Annotated in this window: 19 protein-coding genes and 2 pseudogenes; 6 read left to right on the top strand and 15 right to left on the bottom strand. The window is 45.5% G+C overall.

Annotated elements, in window-relative coordinates; all coding sequences use genetic code 11:
- Positions 1-13: 13 nt before the first annotated feature.
- The 8 genes from L5M29_RS00105 to L5M29_RS00070 all read right to left on the bottom strand — a co-directional run bounded on the left by L5M29_RS00105 (position 14) and on the right by L5M29_RS00070 (position 9,672).
- The gene (locus L5M29_RS00105; RefSeq protein WP_028760878.1) at positions 14-1,300 is read right to left on the bottom strand and encodes an NAD(P)/FAD-dependent oxidoreductase; all 1,287 of its coding nucleotides are present in this window, start codon (positions 1,298-1,300) and stop codon (positions 14-16) included.
- Positions 1,301-1,562: 262 nt separating this feature from the next.
- Entirely contained in the window at positions 1,563-2,378 is an 816-nt protein-coding gene (locus L5M29_RS00100; RefSeq protein WP_105249905.1) for an ABC transporter permease subunit, read from the bottom strand.
- On the bottom strand, positions 2,375-3,280 hold the full coding sequence (locus tag L5M29_RS00095; protein WP_028760880.1) for an ABC transporter permease subunit: 906 nt from the start codon (positions 3,278-3,280) through the stop codon (positions 2,375-2,377). The genes L5M29_RS00100 and L5M29_RS00095 overlap by 4 nt, the downstream gene beginning before the upstream one ends.
- Complete coding sequence (gene potA, locus L5M29_RS00090) at positions 3,277-4,413, bottom strand: polyamine ABC transporter ATP-binding protein (RefSeq protein ID WP_028760881.1); 1,137 nt, start codon at positions 4,411-4,413, stop codon at positions 3,277-3,279. Before potA ends, L5M29_RS00095 begins: the two co-directional genes overlap by 4 nt.
- A gap of 177 nt (positions 4,414-4,590) precedes the next feature.
- Positions 4,591-5,691 carry a polyamine ABC transporter substrate-binding protein gene (locus tag L5M29_RS00085; RefSeq protein ID WP_263165585.1) on the bottom strand — a complete coding sequence of 367 codons (1,101 nt, stop codon included), beginning with the start codon at positions 5,689-5,691 and terminating at the stop codon, positions 4,591-4,593.
- A gap of 599 nt (positions 5,692-6,290) precedes the next feature.
- Positions 6,291-7,646, bottom strand: coding sequence for a glutamine synthetase family protein (locus L5M29_RS00080; protein WP_028760883.1), 1,356 nt, complete (start codon positions 7,644-7,646; stop codon positions 6,291-6,293).
- Positions 7,647-7,648: 2 nt separating this feature from the next.
- Entirely contained in the window at positions 7,649-8,410 is a 762-nt protein-coding gene (locus tag L5M29_RS00075; RefSeq protein ID WP_263165583.1) for a gamma-glutamyl-gamma-aminobutyrate hydrolase family protein, read from the bottom strand.
- A gap of 713 nt (positions 8,411-9,123) precedes the next feature.
- Complete coding sequence (locus L5M29_RS00070) at positions 9,124-9,672, bottom strand: cupin domain-containing protein (RefSeq protein ID WP_028760885.1); 549 nt, start codon at positions 9,670-9,672, stop codon at positions 9,124-9,126.
- A gap of 236 nt (positions 9,673-9,908) precedes the next feature.
- Here L5M29_RS00070 and L5M29_RS00065 point away from each other — a divergent pair, with 236 nt between their 5' ends.
- A complete protein-coding gene (locus L5M29_RS00065; protein ID WP_113941285.1) occupies positions 9,909-11,216 on the top strand; it encodes an NAD(P)/FAD-dependent oxidoreductase in 1,308 nt (435 codons plus the stop codon).
- On the opposite strand, the gene L5M29_RS00060 is transcribed toward L5M29_RS00065, so the two are convergent.
- From L5M29_RS00060 to L5M29_RS00030, 7 genes are all read right to left on the bottom strand, one after another.
- A complete protein-coding gene (locus tag L5M29_RS00060) occupies positions 11,200-11,706 on the bottom strand; it encodes a DUF2937 family protein (RefSeq protein ID WP_263165582.1) in 507 nt (168 codons plus the stop codon). The genes L5M29_RS00065 and L5M29_RS00060 overlap by 17 nt on opposite strands.
- Positions 11,707-11,814: 108 nt before the next feature.
- Positions 11,815-12,672: a sulfurtransferase gene (locus L5M29_RS00055; RefSeq protein ID WP_263165579.1), complete on the bottom strand. Its 858-nt coding sequence runs from the start codon at positions 12,670-12,672 to the stop codon at positions 11,815-11,817.
- 305 nt (positions 12,673-12,977) lie between these two features.
- Entirely contained in the window at positions 12,978-13,391 is a 414-nt protein-coding gene (locus L5M29_RS00050) for a septal ring lytic transglycosylase RlpA family protein (protein ID WP_198573928.1), read from the bottom strand.
- Between the two features lie 262 nt (positions 13,392-13,653).
- Complete coding sequence (locus tag L5M29_RS00045; protein WP_105249914.1) at positions 13,654-14,049, bottom strand: hypothetical protein; 396 nt, start codon at positions 14,047-14,049, stop codon at positions 13,654-13,656.
- 379 nt (positions 14,050-14,428) lie between these two features.
- Positions 14,429-15,406 (bottom strand): transposase, encoded by a 978-nt coding sequence (locus L5M29_RS00040; protein WP_263165577.1) that lies wholly within the window; start codon positions 15,404-15,406, stop codon positions 14,429-14,431.
- A gap of 129 nt (positions 15,407-15,535) precedes the next feature.
- Positions 15,536-16,051, bottom strand: a complete 516-nt coding sequence (locus L5M29_RS00035) for a hypothetical protein (protein ID WP_263165575.1) — start codon at positions 16,049-16,051, stop codon at positions 15,536-15,538.
- 825 nt (positions 16,052-16,876) lie between these two features.
- Positions 16,877-18,373: an aldehyde dehydrogenase gene (locus tag L5M29_RS00030; RefSeq protein WP_263165572.1), complete on the bottom strand. Its 1,497-nt coding sequence runs from the start codon at positions 18,371-18,373 to the stop codon at positions 16,877-16,879.
- Between the two features lie 280 nt (positions 18,374-18,653).
- On the opposite strand from L5M29_RS00030, the gene L5M29_RS00025 reads away from it, so the two are divergent.
- The 5 genes and pseudogenes from L5M29_RS00025 to L5M29_RS00005 all read left to right on the top strand — a co-directional run.
- Positions 18,654-19,991 (top strand): aspartate aminotransferase family protein, encoded by a 1,338-nt coding sequence (locus L5M29_RS00025; RefSeq protein ID WP_263165571.1) that lies wholly within the window; start codon positions 18,654-18,656, stop codon positions 19,989-19,991.
- Between the two features lie 69 nt (positions 19,992-20,060).
- A complete protein-coding gene (locus L5M29_RS00020) occupies positions 20,061-21,551 on the top strand; it encodes a CoA-acylating methylmalonate-semialdehyde dehydrogenase (protein ID WP_263165569.1) in 1,491 nt (496 codons plus the stop codon).
- A gap of 30 nt (positions 21,552-21,581) precedes the next feature.
- Positions 21,582-21,947 carry a cupin domain-containing protein gene (locus L5M29_RS00015; protein WP_263165567.1) on the top strand — a complete coding sequence of 122 codons (366 nt, stop codon included), beginning with the start codon at positions 21,582-21,584 and terminating at the stop codon, positions 21,945-21,947.
- Positions 21,948-22,130: 183 nt separating this feature from the next.
- Positions 22,131-22,574, top strand: a pseudogene (locus tag L5M29_RS00010) (TorF family putative porin); the annotation flags it as partial.
- 86 nt (positions 22,575-22,660) lie between these two features.
- Positions 22,661-22,822 (top strand): annotated as a pseudogene (locus tag L5M29_RS00005) (IS110 family transposase); the annotation flags it as partial.

Genomic DNA, 22,822 nt, shown 5'->3' with positions numbered 1-22,822 from the left:
AAAAGTGATGATGTTAAAGACCTAGTTTGTCTCTTAACGTGTAATACCAAGCTCCGATAGCACTAAAAGGGACGCGAAGTGCGTGACCGCCGGGGAAAGGATAATGTGGCAATGCAGCAAAGGCATCGAAGCGCGTGGCTTGGCCGTTGAGCATCTCGGCCAGTAACTTGCCCGCCAGATGGGTATAAGTGACACCGTGGCCACTGCAACCCTGTGAATAATAGATGTTCTTACCGATACGACCGACCTGTGGCAGGCGCGATAGCGTCAGTAGAAAGTTGCCTGTCCACGCATAATCGATCTTCACATCCTTTAATTGTGGGAAGGTTTTGAGCATGTTCGGAATAATGATCGATTTAATGTCCGCCGGATCGCGGGCACCATACACTACGCCACCGCCGTAAATCATCCGCTTGTCGCCAGACAGACGGAAATAATCGAGCAGATAGTTACAATCTTCGACGCAGTAATCCTGTGGTAATAAGCTCGCCGCCAGATCGGCACTCAAAGGCTCTGTGGTAATCACTTGCGTGCCGCAGGGCATAGATTTTGCCTGCAGCTCTGGCATTAACTTACCTAAATAGGCATTACCCGCCACGACCACAAACTTGGTTTTTACACTGCCCTGCGCCGTATGCACAACCGGGCTATCGCCCTCATCGACACTCAACACCGCTGAGTCTTCAAAAATTTTACCGCCGAGGGATTCAACCGCGCGCGCTTCGCCTAGGGCTAAATTAAGCGGGTGAATATGGCCACCACTTTTATCGAGTAGACCACCGACATAACGCTCAGTATTTACCACACCGCGAATACCTTTAGCATCGAGAAGTTCGAGCTGATTAACATGGCCGTGGCTTTCCCACAGTTGTTTTTGATGGCGTAGATGGCCCATTTGTTTTTCGTTCATCGCGGCAAACACGCCGCCATCTTTTAGATCGCATTGAATATTATACTTAGCAATACGATCGCGGATGATTTGCCCGCCCTCAAAGGCCATTTGGCCAAAGAGTTTACCTTGTTCTTTACCAACTGTTTTTTCAATAGTATCAATGTCACGGCTATAACTATTAACGATTTGTCCGCCATTACGGCCCGAGGCGCCCCAGCCAATGCGAGCGGCTTCTAACACCACCACACTCATGCCCGATTCTAATAAATGCAGCGCGGCAGAAAGGCCTGTATAACCTGCGCCAATCACACAAACATCGGCTTCAATCGATTCCTGTAGACGCGGACGTTCAACCTTATCGTTGGCCGATGCCGCATAATATGATCCAGCGTGAGCTATGGCAGACATGTTGTTCCCTTGAATTCTAATGTTCATTATTTTAAACAGCCATCACATCCTACACCTTCATAAAACGAAACACTAGCCAGAAAAGCGCAATAATTTACATTTTGTTTGATATATCAAACACGCGATTATTTTTAGCTCAGTGATTCAATTCTGGTGATCTTGAGTAACAGGACTAGCCTGCAAAGCAAAGCGGGTGATGGGAGCGGTGACAAATATCAAGGATGGCTTTGGCAATACCAAAGCCATCCCAAAATTAAACTAACTAGTTCATTGGTGTACGGTCGCGTTTCTCTGCCCGTCTTGCCATATACCAAGAAAGGAAAGCGATGAGTGAAACACACAGTATGATCAGCGTCGCTAAGGCATTGATCTTAGGAGAAACTCCTAAACGTACCGAAGAGAACACCACCATAGGCAAGGTCGTTGCACCAGGGCCTGAGGCAAAACTTGCGATCACTAAATCGTCTAAGGACAAACTGAATGACAACAACCAACCCGCCACCAGCGCCGGCGAAATCATAGGCACAGTGATCAAGAAGAAAGTCTTGAGCGGTGTTGCCCCTAAGTCCATTGCCGCCTCTTCGATTGACATATCAAGCTCGCGCAATCTTGAAGACACCACCACAGCCACATAGGCAGCACAAAATGTTGAGTGTGCAATCCACACTGTCATCATGCCACGCTCTCTGGGCCAGCCCAACAAATCTGCCATGTGCACAAACAGTAAAAGCAAAGACAGACCAGTAATCACTTCAGGCATTACCAGCGGTGCAGTAATCATGTTCGACAGGGTCAGTTTTGCCCATGAACGCTTAAAGCGTGTCATCACAAAGGCTGCCATAGTACCGATAATAACCGCCATAGTTGAGCTATAAAACGCTATCCGCAGGCTGGTCCATACTGCATCTAAAATCTGTTGGTCTTGAAATAACTCGCCATACCATTTAGGTGAAAATCCGCCCCATACCGTCACTAATTTAGAGTCGTTAAAGGAATAAATCACCAGCACTAACATAGGTGCATACAAGAAAAACAAGCCAAACCAGAGCATTACTGAAGAAAAGCTTAATTTTTTCATAGGTCTTTCTCCAAACTACGCGCCTGATAGCGATGGAATAAAGTGATCGGAATAATCAATAAGCCCAACATCACAATCGCCAGTGACGAAGCCACAGGCCAGTCGCGGTTATTGAAAAACTCTTGCCATAACACTCGACCTATCATCAAGGAATCGGGACCACCGAGTAGCTCAGGGATCACAAACTCACCCACGGCAGGAATAAACACCAACATAGAACCAGCAATCACACCACTTTTTGACAGCGGGAAGGTGATTTTCCAGAAGGTATTCAAACGGCTTGAACCCAAGTCAGACGCAGCTTCAATCAAACTCATATCAAGTTTCACTAAGGTGGCGTACAAGGGCAGAATCATAAAGGGTAAATACGCATAGATAATGCCGATATACACGGCAATATTGGTATTGAGGATCTGTAACGGCTCAGAAATAATCCCCAACCACATCAGTGAATTGTTGATGATCCCTGTGTTACTTAAGATCCCCATCCAAGCGTAAACACGGATTAAAAATGAGGTCCAAGAAGGCAACATAACTAACAGCAGCAGCACGGTTTGCAACCGCGCAGGGGCACGGGCAATGGCATAGGCCATTGGGTAGCCAATAATCAAGCAGCCCAAGGTCGAAATTAACGCCATTTTCAATGAGCTGAGATAAGCCATGTAATATAGCGAATCATCGAGCAACATCAAATAGTTACCCAAATGCAGGAAGATATTTAATACATCGTCAGCATATTGGAATGTTGCTTCATAGGGCGGGATAGCAATCGCCGCCGTCGAAAAACTCAGTTTAAGGACAATCGCAAACGGTAAGGCAAAAAACAGCAGCAGCCAAGCGTAGGGAATACCTATGGTCCAGAAGCGGCCCTTAAGCCACTTTAATTTAATGGGTTTCTTCATGATCTCAACACCACGCCACTGGTGTCCTCCCAACTAATGAACACTTCGTCATCCCATGTGGCATGATCAGCGCGGCGTTCACGGTTAGTCATACTGCACTGTACGATTTGACCATTCTCTAAACGAATGTAATAGACTGAAATACCGCCTAAATAAGCGATATCATGCACGATTCCTTTCGCCCAGTTGTACTGACCTTCAGGCTGTTCACGGCTAATTATGGTCTTTTCGGGACGCACTGCTAGCCAAACATTCTTATCTTCAACGTTAGTCGTGACGCCATAACCGACATAGAAAGGTTGGGCCAAATCATTGGACTTGATGATCAGATGGTCGACTTCATCCACTTCAATCGCACCACCAAACAAATTCACAGTACCGATAAACTCGGCAATCATGCGGCTGTTCGGGCTTTCGTAAATATCCATTGGCGAGCCAGTTTGAGCAATCCAGCCATCACTCATGATCGAAATTCGACCAGCCATTGTCATGGCTTCTTCCTGATCGTGGGTCACCATCACGCAGGTCACGCCGACACGCTCAAGGATTTCAACCACTTCTAGCTGCATTTGGGTACGCAGTTTTTTGTCCAATGCGCCCATAGGCTCATCGAGCAGTAATAATTTAGGCCGTTTCGCCAATGAACGGGCCAGTGCAACACGCTGGCGCTGACCACCGGATAACTGATGCGGTTTACGCTTACCGTATTGCTCCATATGCACGAGTTTCAGCATATCTTGCACACGCTGTTCAATTTCGGCTTTAGGCAGCTTGTCTTGCTTCAAACCAAATGCAATGTTTTGTGCCACTGTCATGTGGGGAAACAAAGCATAGGATTGAAACATCATATTGATGGGACGTTCGTATGGCGGTAAATCGGTGATATCTTCCCCATCAAGGAAAATACGGCCAGAGGTGGGCTTTTCAAAACCCGCCAACATGCGCAGTAGTGTTGACTTACCCGAGCCCGAGCCGCCAAGTAAGGCAAAAATTTCGCCTTTATTGATAGTTAATGACACATCGTCGACAGCCCGCACGTCATCGAATAATTTGCTTACCCGCTCAATCTTGAGCAGTACTTTTTCTTGCGTCTTTGTTGTCGGTTTATTGGTGACGCTCGAGGTGATTGCCATAGTACTTCTCCACCCGAAAATGAGGCGTAGATACGCTCAAACTCTAGGTTCAACACGATTAATGAATGAAAAGTGGTTCAACAAACTGTGTCAAATCCTATACGTGGATTAACTATGCATAGGATTGGACATAGAAGTTTGCCAAGCTGGGGGCAAGCTAGGCTTGCCCCCTATCGACTATTGTCCTGACTTCACTTTGGTCCAAACACGGGTTAATACGCGCTGAATTTTCAAAGGACGAATTTCACCGATATAAAGTTTGTCTAACACTTCTTGTGGTGGATAGATCGCAGGATCGGTACGGATAGCCTCATCAACCAGAGGTTGAGCGGGATCGTTCGGGTTAGCATAGGCCACATAGTTAGAGATAGGCGCTATGACTTCTGGACGCAGAAAATAGTTAATCAGCGTGAGTGCATTATCGACGTTCGTTGAATCAGCAGGGATAGCTAACATATCGAACCACAGATTGGCACCTTCTTTTGGAATGGAGTAGCCAATCTTATTGCCATTTTTTGCTTCTTCAGCACGGGCTTTCGCTTGGAATACGTCACCGGAGAAACCGTAAGCAACACAGATGTCACCGTTTGCTAAGTCAGAAATATAACGTGAAGAATGGAAATACGTCACATAAGGACGAATTTTTTCCAGTAACTCACCCGCTTTTTCATAATCTTCAGCCTTAGTGCTGTTAGGATCTAAGCCTAAATAAATCATCGCCTGTGGCACCATATCGTCGGCAGAGTCCAACATAGCAAAGCCACACTTAGAAATTTTTTCAGCGTATTTAGGATTGAAGATCAGTTCCATTGAGTTAAATGGCGCATCTTCCCCCACAGCGGCTTTCACTTTATCTATGTTGTAACCAATGCCATTGGTTCCCCATAAATAAGGCACGGCATATTGGTTAGCCGGATCGGCTTTTTCAAGCAACTTCATCAAGGCTGGATTTAAATTTTTAAAGTTAGGTAGCTTAGCGCGGTCTAAAGGTTTGAAAGCACCCGCTTTGATTTGCTTAGCGAGAAAGTGGTTAGAAGGTACAACGATATCGTAGCCACTACGACCAGACAATAATTTAGCCTCAAGCACTTCGTTACTATCAAATACATCGTAAATTACCCTAATGCTCGTTTCTTTCTTGAAGTTTTCTAAGGTATCTTCCGCGATATAATCTGACCAGTTATACACGCGAACCACTTCTTCCGCTTGGGCCACTGCGCTCGCAAATACGCTCGCAGTCACCAGCGCTAATGTGGTCATCTTATTAAATAGCTTCATGCTTTCTCCTTTCTCGGGTAGCAGAACTGCTTAAGCAAATTCTGACATTGTGTCACCGGGCTGCCCGGATATTGTTGTTATTTTCGACCAATGCTACACCTTAAAAACCGCATCGGCAGTCTCTACGGCATGATAACCATGCCTACTTTATATCTTGCTGCAATTTGTTAAGTATCAGGTTTCGTGCCAAATTTTCGAGGCATCGGTATTGCATTAACACTCAAAAAAATAGACTAGATATGACACTGCTTGTACATTTTGCAACATTAAGGCAAATGCCTCAAGTCCCTAAGCAATCGCAAAAAAACACTTAGATAAACACATTTTAAATATGACTAACAATTAGTTAGTAACGCTAGCAAGCGAACAACCTAAAATTGTTAAGCCTATTTTACTTCCCTTGCAGACAAGCAATGGAATTGAATAATCACTTTAACGGACAAGCCATTAAAAACCATCATATTATTTAACAAGCGAGTTGCACCAGTTAAGTGCAACCTCACTAAAACAGTGCACACATCAGTATCATTATGGCCAACGTTAACCCCTTATTCCTTGGGTTAACGCGGCAACACGGTCAGTGCAATCAATCCAAAACATTACACAGTGAGTAATAGGAATTCACGTTCCCATGAGCTGACAACACGGCGGAAGTTTTCAAGTTCAGCCTGTTTTACCGCCACAAATCCAGTGGTGAAGGATTCGCCTAAATATTGCTTACAGGCATCACTTTCTTCCATCGCCGCTAATGCTTCCTCTAATGTCAGTGGTAAACAATGGGTATTATTGCTACGACTTTCATTGGCTTTACCTTGCACAGGCGTCGAAGGTTTTAGCGACTCAACCATGCCGATATAGCCACACAACAAGCTCGCGGCAATCGCCAAATAACAGTTAGCATCGGCGCCGGGAATGCGGTTTTCAATGCGACGGTTTTGTGGTGAAGATTCTGGAATGCGTAAACCACAGGTACGGTTTTCATCGCCCCATTCTAAGTTTACAGGTGCCGAAGTGCCGGGGAGGAAACGACGAAACGAGTTCGCATTTGGCGCCATCAGTGGCAGCAACTCAGGAATGAATTTTTGTAGGCCTGCAATATATCCCAAGAATAGCTTGCTCTTAGTACCATCTTCATTGGTGAAAATATTCTTGCCCGTCTCTTTATTGATCACGCTTTGATGAATATGCATCGCACTGCCAGGTTCATCCGTCACGGGTTTTGCCATAAAAGTGGCACACACATCGTGCTTCAGCGCGGCTTCCCGTAAAGTGCGTTTAAAGATAAACACTTGATCAGCTAAAGATAATGCATTGCCATGGCTGAAGTTAATCTCCATCTGTGCGGGACCATCTTCATGGATTAAAGTATCGATATCTAAACCTTGAAGCTCACACCAATCGTACATGTCTTCAAACATAGGATCGTATTCGTTGGCAGCATCAATAGAGAATGACTGGCGACCCGCTTCGGGGCGACCTGAACGACCAATTGGAGGCTTTAAGGGTAAATCGTGGTCGTCACTACGACGAGTCAAATAGAACTCCATTTCGGGAGCGATAACAGGTTCCCAGCCCTGTTCGTCATAGAGAGACAACACTTTTTTCAATACGTTACGTGGTGAAAGCTCAATAGGATTACCCATTCTGTCGTAGCAATCGTGGATAACCTGTGCCGTGGCTTCGATGGTCCAAGGCAACATAAAGACGGCATTTTCATCGGGTACACAAACAAAATCGATGTCGGCTGCATCGAGCAAACTGTAGTAAATCTCTTCGTCGACAAAATCACCCGTCACAGTTTGCAACAACACACTTTCGGGCAAACGCATGCCTTTTTCATCGAGAAACTTATCGACTGGAGCAATCTTGCCGCGGGCGATGCCAGTCATGTCACTGATAACACATTCGACTTCTGTGATTTTTCGTTCTTTTAAAAAAGCGATTAGCTTATTCATTATTATTTCACTCGAGTTGTAGCCCTACGTCGGCATGCATCACCGAAGGCATTGAAAATGGAGAGGTAAAACGGATTCTCGCTCACCTTCCACTCTGGATGCCATTGCACACCGAGGGCAAATTCTTTAGTACCAATTACGGAGAAAGCCTCCACTAACCCATCTGGAGCATAAGCTTCTGGCCGCAACCCAACACCCAGGCGCTCCACGCCTTGAGTATGTACAGAGTTAATCTCTGCAGAGTTACGGCCCCAGGCCTCGTAAATAAGCCCCCCGGGCTCAACAGTAATACTGTGAGAAGCCCCATACTGCACATCTAAGGATGCGGTTTTATCTTCTCGATGTTCAATAAAGCCACCCACCTCATGGAGCTTCTGATGCAAACTGCCACCAAAAGCCACATTCATTTCTTGAAAACCGCGACAAATACCTAATACAGGTACCCCAGCAGCAATAGCAGCGTGGATCAGCGGCAAGGTTGTCGCGTCACGTTTAGGATCATGGTGTGTACCAAGCTCACTCGGCTGGCCTGCATAAAGATGGGGTTCTACATTAGAAGGAGAGCCAGTAAACAAAATACCATCAAGACGCTCTAAAATAGCGTCTATCGGTAAATCGCCACCTAAAGATGGGATCACTAACGGCCAGCCTTTAGCGCCATTAACTACGCCTAAAAGGTATTTTTCACCAACAATATTAAAGGGGTGTGATCCCAATTGTTGATTGCATGCAATAACACCTATGAGGGGTAAATCGACTGACATATCACACCTTTAGAATTGATTTTACTAGCATAACGAACACTTTGCCTTTAAATGTTCATTTTTTCACACAGTACACCGAAATTTAGCACTAGGCAAGAGGTTAAACACTTGTTAAAGGTTATTTAATCCACTTATCCTTAATAAGCATAAATAACATGTAGTTAAATATATATTTACCCCATTTCTCGCTAATTCATGTATATAAACCAGCGATTACACCAGCATAAAGCTCACTTTTTACCGAGTAAATTAAACCGTATTCGAACCAAATTTGAACCAATATTATTTACACAAAGAAGAGGATACATAACCAATATGACAGGGATAAAAAGTAGGTAATACCAATCGTATTAAATATCTGTTCATTCAGCGGGAGTTCAACGCGCTTTAGACAAGGCGAAGGCTTGAAGGCATAGTGGTGCTCTGTCGAAAGCCTTGAACGTAGTATAAAGCGCGTTGCCATGTAGTGAACATCAGCCGCCCTTCGGGAGCCTCACAGGCATACCACTCCCGTGTTGCATTGACTTAAAAGGGAATGACCATTTCTGCGTCAATGCGCCTTGGATTGAAATGCCTGTGAGGCTCTGAACTGATTAGATATTTAATGTGATTGGTATAAATCCGCAGGAATGTTGAATAACAGTATTACGCCACTCACTTTTAGCGAATAAGTGGCCTAATATGTTGAATAATAGGGTAAGTTAATGACTTAATTAGAAGTTTGCAGGCGTAGTCGCACTCACTAGGCGACAAGGTTCATCGAAGGGATTGCGGAATCTATGGGGCAATTCACTGTTAAAATAATAACTGTCACCCGCTTCCAAAATATACACTTCATCCCCAACAGTGAGTTCGAATTTACCTTCTATCACCATAGCGGCCTCTTCACCTTCGTGCTTTAGCATCTCTTCACCCGTATCTGAACCGGGTGGGTAAATCTCATTCATCACTGACATTGCGCGGTTCGGGTAATCACGGCCAATCAGTTTAAATTCAAGTGGCCCAGTACCAATATTCAGTAATTCATTGGATCGATAGACGACCTTTTGCTCACTATCAGTTGAGGCTTCAATGGAGAAAAAGTCCACTAAAGACATCGGGATACCCGACAGCACTTTTTTTAAAGAGCTGACTGACGGGCTAACACTGTTTTTCTCGATCATTGAAATCGTACTGTTAGTCACACCAGCACGTTTGGCTAATTCTCGTTGAGATAAGCCTTTCATTTTTCGAACAGTTTTGAGGCTGGCTCCAATATCCAAATTTCACATCCCCCTAAAGGCTCGGGTCAATCCCGATAGATGACGAACAGGTTGTTCAGGATAAACACCATCCAGAACGCATTTTCGCCCAAAAAGCGCGTGTTTTACTGCTTTCATTGTATTCTACATAAAAAGCGTGTTAAATAAAACGAACACTTTTTTGCGTCATGTTAAAAGTGTGATGAGTATACTGAGACAAGTCCAATTTACAATAAAAACAATTTTTGGGAGCCATAATGGCAAGCAAACCTCCAGTGCACAGTGAACAGTATCCACACTCTTATTATGTTGATACTGCTAAAGAAATTTACGCTCATCCACAACTCGAAGGCAATATCAATGCCGATGTCTGTATCGTGGGCGGCGGCTTTAGCGGTATCAATACCGCCATAGAACTCGCGCAGCGCGGTATGAGTGTTGTGCTGTTAGAAGCGAGGCGAATTGGCTGGGGCGCATCGGGGCGTAATGGCGGCGAACTCATTCGCGGCATAGGCCATGACCCTGCACAATTTCAAAGTGAAATCGGCACTGAAGGTGTTCAAGCAATTCAACAGATGGGCTTTGAAGCCGTCGAGATAGTGCGAAATCGCATACAAGAACACAGTATCGACTGCGATCTGCAAATGGGTTACTGCGACTTAGCGGTTAAACCTCGTCACATGGATGAGCTTGAAGAAGAATTTAGCGCACTCAAAGCCATGGGTTATCAGCAAGAAATCAAGCTGTTAACTAAGCCACAATTAGGTGAAGTCATAGGCTCAGATTTTTATCAAGGTGCGCTGGTTGATATGGGTAGCGGCCATTTACACCCGCTGAATCTTGCTCTGGGTGAAGCTCGCGTCGCCCGTAATCTCGGCGCTAGGTTGTTTGAGTACAGCGCTGCTGAAAAAATCATTCAAGGCGCCAAACCTAAGGTCATTACCGCTAAGGGCGAAGTCACATGCCAATACTTAGTACTGGCGGGCAATGCCTATATCGGCCACAAACTTAATAGCTTTGTAGGGGGAAAAGTATTACCTGCAGGCAGTTATTTATTGGCGACAGAGCCCTTAACTGAGGCCCAATGCGCGAGTATTATCCCGCAAAACATGGCCTTCGCGGATATGCGAATTGCCCTAGATTACTTTCACTTATCGGCAGATCGTCGTTTGCTGTTTGGCGGCCTTTGTACCTATTCGGGTAAAGATCCGAAAGATATTGAAGCGGCACTGAGACCGAATCTTGAGAAAGTTTTCCCGCAATTAAAAGGGGTACGTATCGATTATGAATGGGGCGGCATGATAGGTATCGGTGCTAACCGTATGCCACAAATTGGTCGCCTTCCTGATGCCAATAATATTTTTTACGCCCAAGCCTATGCGGGACATGGTGTGAATGCCACTCACATGGCGGCAAAACTGCTTGCCGAGGCCATTTGCCAACAGGCGGGACATTTCGATGTGTTTGCTAAAATCAAACACATCACTTTCCCCGGCGGCCCAACATTCCGCTCACCTATGCTCGCTGCAGGCATGCTGTATCACAGATTTAAGGACTTGTTTTAAGTCGCTTGTTACGCCTTGCCCACAGGATAAAAGGGATAGATCCAAGATAATGCACGACTAAAGCCACCAACACACCAAAGCCAATACCACTAGAAGTTAAAGGTATCCCTGGCTTAAAGTTGCTGATGGTTTTCTCAAGATAATCAAAGCGAACAGGGTTAAACATATAGGCAGTTTTCTCAAACAAATTGCCCGAATTAAAAATCGCCACGCCCTGTGTTAACGCTTTATAAAGCGCCAGTGTCTGTACCTTTTGCTCAGCGTCGGCACGCACACTTGGCTCCTCATTTTGCTGGTGGCGGGCAATCATGGCATCAACATCGGCGTAATGATATTCCTTAGCCGTTGCCTCGTAACCTTCTACCTGCCATCGAGTCGATTCATAAAGGCCTGATAAAAATTGCTGATAATGATCAGCCAGTTGTGGTAACTGTAAGGCAATCACTAAAATAAATCCAAATACCAACTTATCGATCAATCTCGCTATCAAAGGTTTCTCCTTGGCATTTCGCCAAACGACGTAGAAGTCACATGATGTTCAACAAAAACCACGCTAACTTAATTAATCTACAGCACTAATTTCAATGGTGATACTCAATTAACACTCTATCGGCAGATCGTTACGGCTGCCCCAATCCGCCCATGAACCGTCATAGAGGATGGGATTTTTATGCCCAGCGGCGACCGAAGCTAAGATCAAAATACACGCCGTAATCCCAGAACCACAGCTGAATATCCGTGCGGATTTATCCGCTGCTAGCCCTTGATAAATAGACTGTAGCTCACTAACCGTTTTGATTTTATTACCATCGAGCACTTGAGCGAAGGGTAAATTAACTGAGCAAGGAATATGCCCAGAGCGCACACCGGGGCGCGGCTCACTCACTTGACCTAAAAAGCGTGGCGCACCACGGGCATCGACAATCGCCGTTCCGGCATCTTCAATTCGTGATAACACTGCCTCAGCATCCATCACAAGCTCGGGGTGGTATTGCAACACATCCGCCAAAGTATCGATATCCGTCGGGCCATAATCGACGCCTTCGGCTTGATAACGCGATGAGGTAATGCGGTCTTCTTCAATCCATTGAGGCAAGCCACCATCAAGCACATAGACTCGATTAAAGCCCATGACTTTAAAGGTCCACCACGCCCGTGGAGATGAATAAATGCCTTGGTTATCATAGATAACAATAACACTGTCGACCTCAATCCCAAGTTGAGCTATCTCTTGGATGAACTGCTCAAACGTCGGCAAGGCATGAATTTGGGTTGAAGTCTTATCGCAAAACACATTTTCCAAGTCGAATCGACGTGAGCGCGGAATGCAAATAGGCTCATCGTAAACTAAGGGTTCTTTACCAATAACGGTTTCCATACTGGCATCGAGTAAGACTAAATGGGGATCGGTGAGGTGTGCTTCGAGCCACTGCGTACTAACAAGTGGGTATTCCATAGCTGGTCCTTTTACTGTTATCCAAATCTGCCGATAGTCTCTCACCAAATGCCGTAAAGCCCAAATATCAGCTTAACAAATTGTCTGCTTTGGGATTTTATTTAAAAGCGCCTACTCGGTTTTATGCGCTCAATTATTAGTGCATTCAATCATTAGATTGCGGCGAAGCCGTGTTTTGAAGAGAGTGCTTTCAAACTGCTCATTTTTAATGATGCCGCTTTCAAAACGATCCTGTCGATATGGCCGTGTTCGAGATAGCCCTTTCGCAAAAGTCCGTTTCGAGACAACTGTTTTCAAAATAGCCGCTATTTAATGACTTCTATTTTCACGTCAATCAAGCCAGAAGAAGTATTGCCTATACTACTGAACGCCGATTTAGACAGATCAATAATGCGGCCACGCACGAAAGGCCCTCTATCATTGATTTTCACAATCACACTTTTGCCATTATCGACATTGGTGACCTTAACACTCGAGCCAAAGGGTAACTTTTTATGCGCTGCTGTCTTTAATTTATGTTTGTAAAGTTCACCGCTGGCCGTCTGCTTATTCTGATGTTTATCCCCATAAAATGAAGCCTGACCAGCTTCCGTGAATCCCACCCAGTTTCCATTCTCATCCGTCTGCATTGAAGAACAGCCGGCCAAAAAGCTTAGCAATGCCAGTACAAATAGTTTGACGACATTGAACTGCCTAATTGGGTTTTGAAGTGCATTCACATGACACCCTCTCTAATGAGTGAACGCTTTGCTGACGAGCGAAAGGCTCAGCAAAAGTCTCGGGGAAAATAACCAACAACCTTAGATGGCAAAGCTCTAAGCTTGCATCCTAAAAGATCAAAACAAGAAACAATAAATTTCCACGAGGCTACAGCAGTTGCACGTTAAAATCACGTATTTACAGGTGAATGCTCTTACGTTGAGATAAAATATGCAGTCATAACGAGGCTTTGTATCCTAATTTAGATCGGTAAACAAAGCCCTAACGAGTTAACACTTCATGGATAATCTCAAATTTGGGTTCTTTACCACTTGGCCATGTAGGTTTCTTTATGGGGTTTTCAAAAGTGGTCAGCCAAATATCAAGATCACTGGAACCAGACAAACAACCCATAAACGCAAAATACATTCCACTATTTATCATGTGACGGGCAAACTGAATAGCGTCTTCAAGAGTGCCCTCTTCCCAGTTATGTGTGAACGTTTCATCATCCCATACCCATTTAATAGGGACTCCACTTTCATCACAAGCGAAAAACCTTACATTTCGATAACCTTTACTTGCTGTTTTTAGAGAGTTTATAAAACTTTCTCTGGTGTTATCGAATCTTTTTTTGAACTCTTCAATATCTAGATCTTTGCTAATAAAGTTCTTCATACTTGTCCTAGAACAATAAATCCGGCCACCCAAGTTAAAACAAATAAATCCGGCAAATAAATCCGGCCACCCAAGTTAAAATCAATAAATCCAGCCACCCAAGTTAAAACAATAACATAATGTGCTTTCGATTTGCCTTCAAGCCGCATTGACCAACAATAAATCCGGCCACCCAACTTAAAACAATAACATAATGTGCTTTCGGTTTGCCTTCAAGCCGCATTGACTAAAGTTGTATTAATAAGAGTGATAAAATGTGGCTGGATTACTGATGGGAAATAAAATCAAGCTAACTCATTAAAAAATGACAAGTTTAAGCCGTACTAACCCACCCAATTTACTAAGGAGCATCGATTTAATTGATTACACAAGATTGCTGTCAGTTAATGTGAAAGTGCTGACAACTTGTCGCAAAATGCCGTCGTCGCTTTTCTAAGTGTTCGCAGTAATCGGTGAGTTCTTGCAACGTACCCACAGGGCCATGAAATAACTTACCAAACTCCGTGGTCAGTTTGAGCCAGTTGTCATGGGGGATATTTAATCTTGTCAGCAACTTGGCGCTAATTTCACTGATGGCGCCACATTTATCATTGCGAATGATTCGCCCAGTATCCTCCACCAATTGAAGGTAATCCGTTAATGAAAAGGCAATGCCATTGGGTTGGTTATCACACTCATTGCCAATGAAAGGCTGTAAATTTTTAGGTTGTTCACCTTTTAATGCGGCCCGAATCCGCAGCTGGATGCTGGTATGGTCGGATTGTTCTGGCGTATCGGCCATCTTGGCTCGAATGGGGTTTAAATCAACATAAGCCATACAGGCTAACACTGCGGCTTCATCAAGTAGAGCTTGTGACTTAAATCGACCTTCCCAAAATCGACCTGTACAGCTATCTTCTTGATTTGCTTGCCTTGCTATCGGTTCGTTAAGACAGCGCATAAACCATGAAATATCACATAATCGGCTGCGGTAAACTGCAATGGCATGCTTGAGTCTGAGCACTTGATGGGGTTCAACTAACTCACCATTGGTGAATTTTTGTGTGAGTTCATCGCCTTTAAATAGCTTATGCCAATGTTCAAGCACTTCGCGGTCACTCCAACGATTTGCACTGTCGATATCTACCCGCAACACTACATGCAAGTGATTTGACATCACAGCAAAGGCTGCCACATCAATCGCAAAAACCGTTTCAAGTTCAAACAGTAATGATTCTACCCAACCACGACGATGGTCATAGTTTTTCCCCGAGTAGGTATCATCGCCACATAAAAAGGCGCGCCGAACAACACGGCTACAACAATGGTAATAGGGAGTGTCTTCAAGGCTAATTTGAGTTCTGCGAGGGCGCGGCATAAAACCTCCTTGTCTAATGCTTAACAAAAGCATAGCCGGAGGTTAACTGTTATGCCATTTTAGATTGGGTGTCTTAGCAGTTACTTAGCAGTTATCTTAGCAGTTATAGCCTTGTTAGCTGTGGTTTGCTTATACATTAAGTTTGACCATACCTGAGTGATCTCTATCTACAAAATAGTGATGGTTTTTGTTTTTTATGGCATCTATTGCAGCCGCTGCATCATCTGTTGAATCTATATCTTTGAGTAGTGTTTCAAGTTCAGTAATAGCCTCTTCTTTTTGTGCTACTGCTAATAACATACATGCCCTGTACCTTACATTTTTTGACCTGTCTTGAGTTGCTATAATACCGAGTTGAAATGAATCGTTGCTTGTTTTGGCATATTTAATTGAGTGGTAAACGCAGGATGCTCTTTCACCCCATTTTTTTGAAATACGATATTTTCGAAGCAATAATTCAGGGAATTTTTCGCCAAGCTTACTTAATTCCTTTACGGCCTTATATTCTTCATCCGAACCTCGACCGTCAAGTTTCTTCAACTCTGCTTCAATATTCGGTAATTCCAATGAAGCCTCCAATTCAGCTAACGTCTTAGTATTTATGCGCTGCGCTGTTTGCAGGGCATAAATAGCTTGTTGACTCAATCTTAAATATGGCTGCTGCCACATCCATGTAAATGGGTATAAATGATGCTATAGGAATTTGCTTTTTTGCGGTAGCGGTTTTTATACAGTTTGATGGGTAATCACTTGATATCGTTTTAGCTTTCTCATTCTTCGCGCTTATTTTTTGCTGATGAATCGCTATCTAACGACTCAAAACTCCAAGGAATACACCTCCCCTCGGAGTTGCCGCAGGGCGAATAGACAAATTGCGTGAGTTCGGTCATGGATGACCGACTAGCTTTCGCAGGTGCAGGGACGCATTCTTCGGAAGCGATAGCAAATTTGGCAATGAGCACAAGGGGCTTTCAACTCCGTTGGGGGCGTCTTGGAGCATCCAAGGAGGATAGGACGAGCAGTCCTCCTTGGTCGGGTGTGGGGTGAAGCCCCACGACTTTGATTTTGATTAAAGCATTCAAAATACGAAACACACTTTGGGGCAATAGCTTTTTAGCGAAACAAACAGCGAAAGGGTCAGTGAGGATTGGCATTGTTGTAACAGTGACCGTTAGCGACATGGCCGCTTTTTCATATCCCTGTGAACGCGGCATATACACTTCCGTATACTGTAGATGCCGCCATCGAGCCTATAGGGATTCTTCTTTTTAAATCTAAAGACGGCGAGTCACTGGGGAAATAATGACAATAAATGCAGCACAACTGACGATACAATTGTCTTGCTTTGGGCAAAACCGCCCTAAAAATAAAAACCTCTTTCCATGTAATATGAAAAGAGGTTTTAGGATTGAGCGAAAGTGGCTCCTTCTCTTATATAGATAAAAAAGAGCGGTTATAAAAACAGTTCGCTTATAGCACGATCCAAGTCGCTTTCAGTTCTGTGTATTTGTCGAAGGAGTGCAGAGATTTATCTCGGCCATTACCTGACTGTTTATAGCCACCGAATGGTGCAGTCATGTCACCGCCATCGTAATGGTTGATCCACACCATGCCAGAGCGAAGGGCTTTAGCGGTTTTATGGGCCTTGCTAATATCCGACGTCCACACGCCAGCGGCTAAACCGTAGATGGTATCGTTGGCTATTGATATCGCTTCTTCCATGCCATTAAATTCAATAACAGATAACACAGGGCCAAAGATTTCTTCGCTGGCAATTTTCATCTGATTGTTTACGTTAGAAAATACCGTTGGCTGCACATATACACCGCCCGTGTCGGCCATAACTTGGCAGCCACCGTGGACTAAGGTTGCACCTTCGTCTTTACCCGCTTTGATGTAACTGAGTACTGTATCTAACTGTTGTTTATCGACAACGGCGCCGCTCACAGTGGCGGGATCGAGTGGATGCCCCGGATGCCATGAGGCTAACTCCTCAGCAATAAGCGTGATAAGCTCATCTTTCACCCCGGATTCTACCAGCAAACGCGAACCTGCGGTGCAAACTTCACCTTGGTTAAAAGCAATGGCTTCGGCAGCAGCAACAGCAGCGGCTTTGAGATCTGGCGCGTCATTAAAGACGATATTAGGGCTCTTGCCTCCCGCCTCTAGCCACACGCGTTTCATGTTCGACTCACCAGCGTAAATCATTAATTGCTTGGCAATTTTGGTGGAACCTGTGAAAACCAGCGTATCCACATCCATATGCAACGCTAAGGCTTTACCCACGGTATGACCAAATCCTGGCAACACGTTGAGTACGCCTTGTGGGATCCCAGCTTCAATAGCCAATTGCGCCATACGGATAGCCGTTAAGGGTGACTTTTCAGAGGGTTTTAACACCACACTATTACCCGTGGCCAGCGCGGGCCCGAGCTTCCAACACGCCATCAGCATTGGGAAGTTCCACGGAACAATCGCGGCCACAACCCCCACAGGCTCACGGGTGATCATGCCAATTTCATTGTGAGCCGTTGGCGCAAGTTCATCGTAAATTTTATCAATCGCTTCACCAGACCAGCGAATCGCACGGGCAGCCCCCACTACATCCACAGCCTTGGAGAAACGAATCGGTTTACCCATGTCGAGGGTTTCTAACAGCGCGAGTTCATTGGCATTTTCCTCCAGTAACTCGGCAAAACGTATCATCACTTGTTTGCGCTTTACCGGAGACTGCTGCGACCAAACACCAGACTCAAATACGCTGCGGCCATTAGCAACCGCAAGATTGGCATCTGCAAGATCGCAACTCGCCACTTTTACCAACAAGCGGCCATCGATAGGACTAATACAATCAAAGGTGTTACCCGAAACGGCATCTTGGTATTCGCCATTGATAAACGCCTTACCATTAATAGACAGGCTGGCAGCCAGACTTTCCCATTCGCTGCGTTTCTTCGGTGTGCTCATGATGACCTCTTAATAATTCGTATAGGTGTGGTTTATCGTTCATCGACAAGAAAATAGTGGCCCGTGACGACTTTAGCGCAAATGCTAAACATCACCACAGTCATAATCCGAGCTTCAGGTTACGCTGTTTAAGCAATAAAATTCAATATTTTTTACAAAAATAGCTTTTTTGCCACAAATAACTGCACACTGCTCTTCCATGTTCATTATTTCTAACATAGCATAGCAAATATTAGCCACCCTAAAACAAGACCTGAAAATACAGGACAAGGTAGACACTATGGCCGATTTGCCGCTCAATTCCTCAAGCGTACCCTCACTTGAACATTTCTGGATGCCTTTTACCGCTAACCGCCAATTCAAAGCCAGTCCGCGGTTACTCGCCAAGGCCGAAGGCATGTATTACACGGATATTGATGGTAATAAAGTGTTAGATGCTACCGCAGGTTTATGGTGTTGTAACGCAGGCCATGGTCGCAAGGAAATCAGCGAAGCGGTCAGCAAACAAATTAAAGAGATGGACTACGCGCCCTCCTTCCAAATGGGTCATCCGATTGCCTTTGAACTTGCCGAGCGCTTAGTCGAGCTCAGTCCTGAGGGATTGAACAAGGTCTTCTTTACTAACTCAGGTTCTGAGTCCGTCGATACTGCACTTAAGATGGCACTTTGCTATCACAGAGCCAACGGTCAAGCCTCACGCACCCGCTTTATCGGCCGAGAAATGGGTTACCACGGTGTAGGTTTTGGCGGTATATCTGTCGGTGGATTAAGCAATAACCGCAAAGCATTTAGTGGCCAATTATTGCAAGGCGTCGATCACTTACCTCATACCTTAGATATCCAAAATGCGGCATTTACCCGCGGACTCTCGCACTTTGGCGCTGAAAAAGCCGAAGTATTAGAACAACTAGTGACCCTGCATGGCGCCGAGAATATTGCCGCCGTAATCGTTGAACCTATGTCGGGTTCTGCTGGGGTAATATTACCGCCACAAGGTTACTTAAAACGTCTGCGTAAAATCACTAAAAAGCACGGCATCCTACTGATTTTTGACGAAGTTATTACTGCTTTTGGCCGCGTTGGCGCCGCTTTTGCGAGTCAGCGTTGGGGCGTTATCCCAGATATAATCACCACGGCTAAAGCCATCAATAACGGCGCCATCCCTATGGGCGCAGTGTTTGTGCAAGATTTTATTCACGACACTTGCATGCAAGGCCCTAATGAACTGATTGAGTTTTTCCACGGCTACACCTATTCAGGTCATCCAGTGGCTGCGGCCGCGGCGCTTGCCACACTATCAATTTATGAGCATGAGCAATTATTCGAGCACAGTTTTGAGCTTGAACGCTACTTTGAAGATGCAGTACACAGCCTCAAAGGGTTGCCGAATGTGATTGATATCCGCAACACAGGCTTAGTGGCGGGGATTCAATTCTCCCCTAACGCTCAAGGCGCGGGTAAACGGGGTTACGGTGTGTTTGAACACTGCTTCCGCCACGGCACTTTAGTGCGCGCCACGGGTGACATTATTGCCATGTCACCACCACTGATTGTCGATAAACGCGAAATTGACCAAATGGTTAATAGCCTAAGCGATGCCATTAACGCCGTTGGATAATAGCACCAGCGGTTCGTTCTACTCTCACATTTAACACCCCACTGCGGCGGGGAACTTCAAAGGTTAACTATGCTCAAGATCACTCATTTTGTTAATGGTCAGCACACCCCTGCCAGTACCAGAACCCAAGATATTTTTGAACCTGCCACGGGTGAACGACGTGGCCAAGTCTCACTAGCAAGCGAAACCGAAGTCGGCGAAGCCATCGCGATCGCTAAAACCGCCTTTGAAACCTGGTCGCAAGTCACGCCGCTCAACCGTGCTCGAGTGCTGTTTAAATTCAAAGCCTTAGTTGAGCAGAACCTAGATGAAATGGCGCAGCTTATCACCCGCGAGCACGGAAAAGTGATCGACGATGCTAAGGGCGAGTTGATCCGAGGTCTCGAAGTGGTCGAATTTGCCTGTGGTATTCCGCACTTGCTTAAAGGTGAACACACCCAGCAAGTGGGTGGCGGCGTCGATTCTTGGTCAGTTAATCAAGCTTTAGGTGTTGTCGCAGGCATAGCGCCCTTTAACTTCCCCGTGATGGTTCCCATGTGGATGTTCCCAATCGCGATTGCCTGCGGTAACACCTTTATTATGAAACCCTCGGAAAAAGACCCAAGCTCGGTGATGCGGATTGCCGAGCTGCTTAAAGAAGCGGGGCTTCCCGATGGCGTGTTTAACGTGATTAACGGCGACAAAGAAGCCGTCGATACCTTACTCACCCATAAAGATGTGCAAGCGGTGAGCTTTGTAGGCTCAACTCCGATTGCCGAATACATCTACAGCACAGCCTCTAAACATGGCAAACGCGTGCAAGCCTTAGGCGGCGCGAAAAACCATATGTTACTCATGCCAGATGCAGATTTAGATCAAGCCGTTAGCGCCTTAATGGGTGCCGCTTACGGCAGTGCTGGTGAGCGTTGTATGGCAATTTCAGTTGTACTCGCGGTAGGCGATGTGGGCGACGCGTTAGTGGAAAAACTGCTACCGCAAATCCAAACCTTAAAAGTTGGCAACGGCCTAACACCAGAGATGGAAATGGGTCCGCTGATCTCAAAACAACACCTTGCCAAGGTCACCCAATATGTTGAAGCCGGTGTGCAAGAAGGTGCAGTGCTGCTGGTCGATGGCCGTAAACTGAGGGTGGAAGATCATCAACAGGGTTATTTCCTCGGCGCCTGTCTATTCGACCATGTCACGCCTGAAATGAGCATCTACCGCGAAGAAATCTTTGGCCCAGTGCTGGCGATTGTGCGCGTGAAAGATTACCCAACGGCGCTTGAGCTGATTAACCGACACGAATTTGGTAATGGCACGACGATTTTCACCCAAAGTGGTGAAGCGGCGCGGCATTTCTGCCACCACGTACAAGTCGGTATGGTTGGAGTGAACGTGCCGATCCCGGTGCCGATGGCGTTCCACAGTTTTGGCGGTTGGAAGCGTTCACTGTTTGGGCCGCTGCATATGCATGGTCCCGATGGCGTGCGTTTTTATACCAAACGTAAGGCAATTACTGCCCGCTGGCCCGTAGGTAAACAGACTCAAGCTGAGTTTGTGATGCCAACGATGAAATAGCCGAATGTCAGCTCAACAAGGAAATCGCAAATGACTGTGAGTATCAACGCCATTATTCGCTTTGCTGCGGCGCAAACACCCGTCGAAACCTACCAGTTACCGACGGAAAAGTTGTTAGCTGGTAATCCAACTCAAGGGCTAGAGAATCATTATTCTAGCCCTTGTGATCAATTTCACAGTGGAATTTGGCAAAGTGAATCAGGCGCTTGGAAAATAAACTACACTGAATACGAGTACTGCGAAATCCTCGAAGGGATGAGTGTTATCACCGATCTTCAAGGTCAATCGCAGACGTTCACTGTGGGTGATAGGTTTATCATACCCGCGGGTTTTCAAGGCACTTGGGAAGTCGTAGAGCCCTGCCGCAAGGTTTACGTCATTTACGAACAAAAGTGAGATCAACGAGGCTGATGTTAGCCTCAAAAAAGCTAAGTTATCTTAGCAATAACTCGCCATGAGGTCACAGCAACGGGTTTTCCTAGGCTGTTGTTTGGCAAACCAACGGATGCACTGGCGCGATTGAATAACCATGGTCGCCAGTAACACGTCCGAGTCAACAAAGAAAATGGGAGAAATACCGTGCATAATAATCTGAAAAAAAAACGGCTGGTACAGCTTGTCGGACTCGCGCTAACCACGACCCTATTCTCCGGCATGGTCGCCGCCGAAGTGACTGGGGAAATTAGTCTTACTAACGACTATCGTTTTCGCGGCGTATCACAAACCGCTGGCGATCCTGCCCTGCAAGGTGGTATCGATTGGAGCTTTGATTCGGGTTTCTCTGTCGGGGCTTGGGCAAGTAACGTGGACTTTGATGAGCCAGGTTATAACGGCCCAGCGATCGAATACGATTTCTATGTCGCCTATGGTGGTGAGATCAACGAAGAGCTGACCTACGACATCACCCTTAACCGTTATAACTACTCAGGCGAGAGTGATATAGGTTATTTCGAAGTGATTACGGGTATGGAATTTAAGGGCTTTCGCCTAGCCTATTGGTTTACCAATGATTACGGTGGTACTGTAGTGATGTGATGGACGCCTCAGCACCTAAGCTTGCAGTATTATGCCAAGCTTAAAGCTGACAAATAGTTCTGGAGGTTTCCATCATGGATATTAAAGTTATTGGTATCGATTTAGCCAAAAATGTTTTTCAAGTTTGTGTTTGTCTTATGGATAACTCTGTCATGAGTAACAAAAAGGTTAACAGAAACAAGCTGCTCGATAAAATTAGACAATTCCCCGAAGGTAGCCTTATTGCTATGGAGGCC

Source organism: Shewanella sp. SM95 (genome assembly GCF_025653595.1).
Classification (GTDB): Bacteria; Pseudomonadota; Gammaproteobacteria; order Enterobacterales; family Shewanellaceae; genus Shewanella; species Shewanella oncorhynchi.
This window is presented reverse-complemented; position numbering and strand designations above follow the sequence as displayed.

Coding starts and splice junctions, on each gene's coding strand:
- L5M29_RS00105 (WP_028760878.1), bottom strand. CDS start 1,300: ATGTCTGCCATAGCTCACGCTGGATCATATTATGCGGCATCGGCCAAC.
- L5M29_RS00100 (WP_105249905.1), bottom strand. CDS start 2,378: ATGAAAAAATTAAGCTTTTCTTCAGTAATGCTCTGGTTTGGCTTGTTT.
- L5M29_RS00095 (WP_028760880.1), bottom strand. CDS start 3,280: ATGAAGAAACCCATTAAATTAAAGTGGCTTAAGGGCCGCTTCTGGACC.
- potA (WP_028760881.1), bottom strand. CDS start 4,413: ATGGCAATCACCTCGAGCGTCACCAATAAACCGACAACAAAGACGCAA.
- L5M29_RS00085 (WP_263165585.1), bottom strand. CDS start 5,691: ATGAAGCTATTTAATAAGATGACCACATTAGCGCTGGTGACTGCGAGC.
- L5M29_RS00080 (WP_028760883.1), bottom strand. CDS start 7,646: ATGAATAAGCTAATCGCTTTTTTAAAAGAACGAAAAATCACAGAAGTC.
- L5M29_RS00075 (WP_263165583.1), bottom strand. CDS start 8,410: ATGTCAGTCGATTTACCCCTCATAGGTGTTATTGCATGCAATCAACAA.
- L5M29_RS00065 (WP_113941285.1), top strand. CDS start 9,909: ATGGCAAGCAAACCTCCAGTGCACAGTGAACAGTATCCACACTCTTAT.
- L5M29_RS00055 (WP_263165579.1), bottom strand. CDS start 12,672: ATGGAATACCCACTTGTTAGTACGCAGTGGCTCGAAGCACACCTCACC.
- L5M29_RS00045 (WP_105249914.1), bottom strand. CDS start 14,049: ATGAAGAACTTTATTAGCAAAGATCTAGATATTGAAGAGTTCAAAAAA.
- L5M29_RS00040 (WP_263165577.1), bottom strand. CDS start 15,406: ATGCCGCGCCCTCGCAGAACTCAAATTAGCCTTGAAGACACTCCCTAT.
- L5M29_RS00030 (WP_263165572.1), bottom strand. CDS start 18,373: ATGAGCACACCGAAGAAACGCAGCGAATGGGAAAGTCTGGCTGCCAGC.
- L5M29_RS00025 (WP_263165571.1), top strand. CDS start 18,654: ATGGCCGATTTGCCGCTCAATTCCTCAAGCGTACCCTCACTTGAACAT.
- L5M29_RS00020 (WP_263165569.1), top strand. CDS start 20,061: ATGCTCAAGATCACTCATTTTGTTAATGGTCAGCACACCCCTGCCAGT.
- L5M29_RS00015 (WP_263165567.1), top strand. CDS start 21,582: ATGACTGTGAGTATCAACGCCATTATTCGCTTTGCTGCGGCGCAAACA.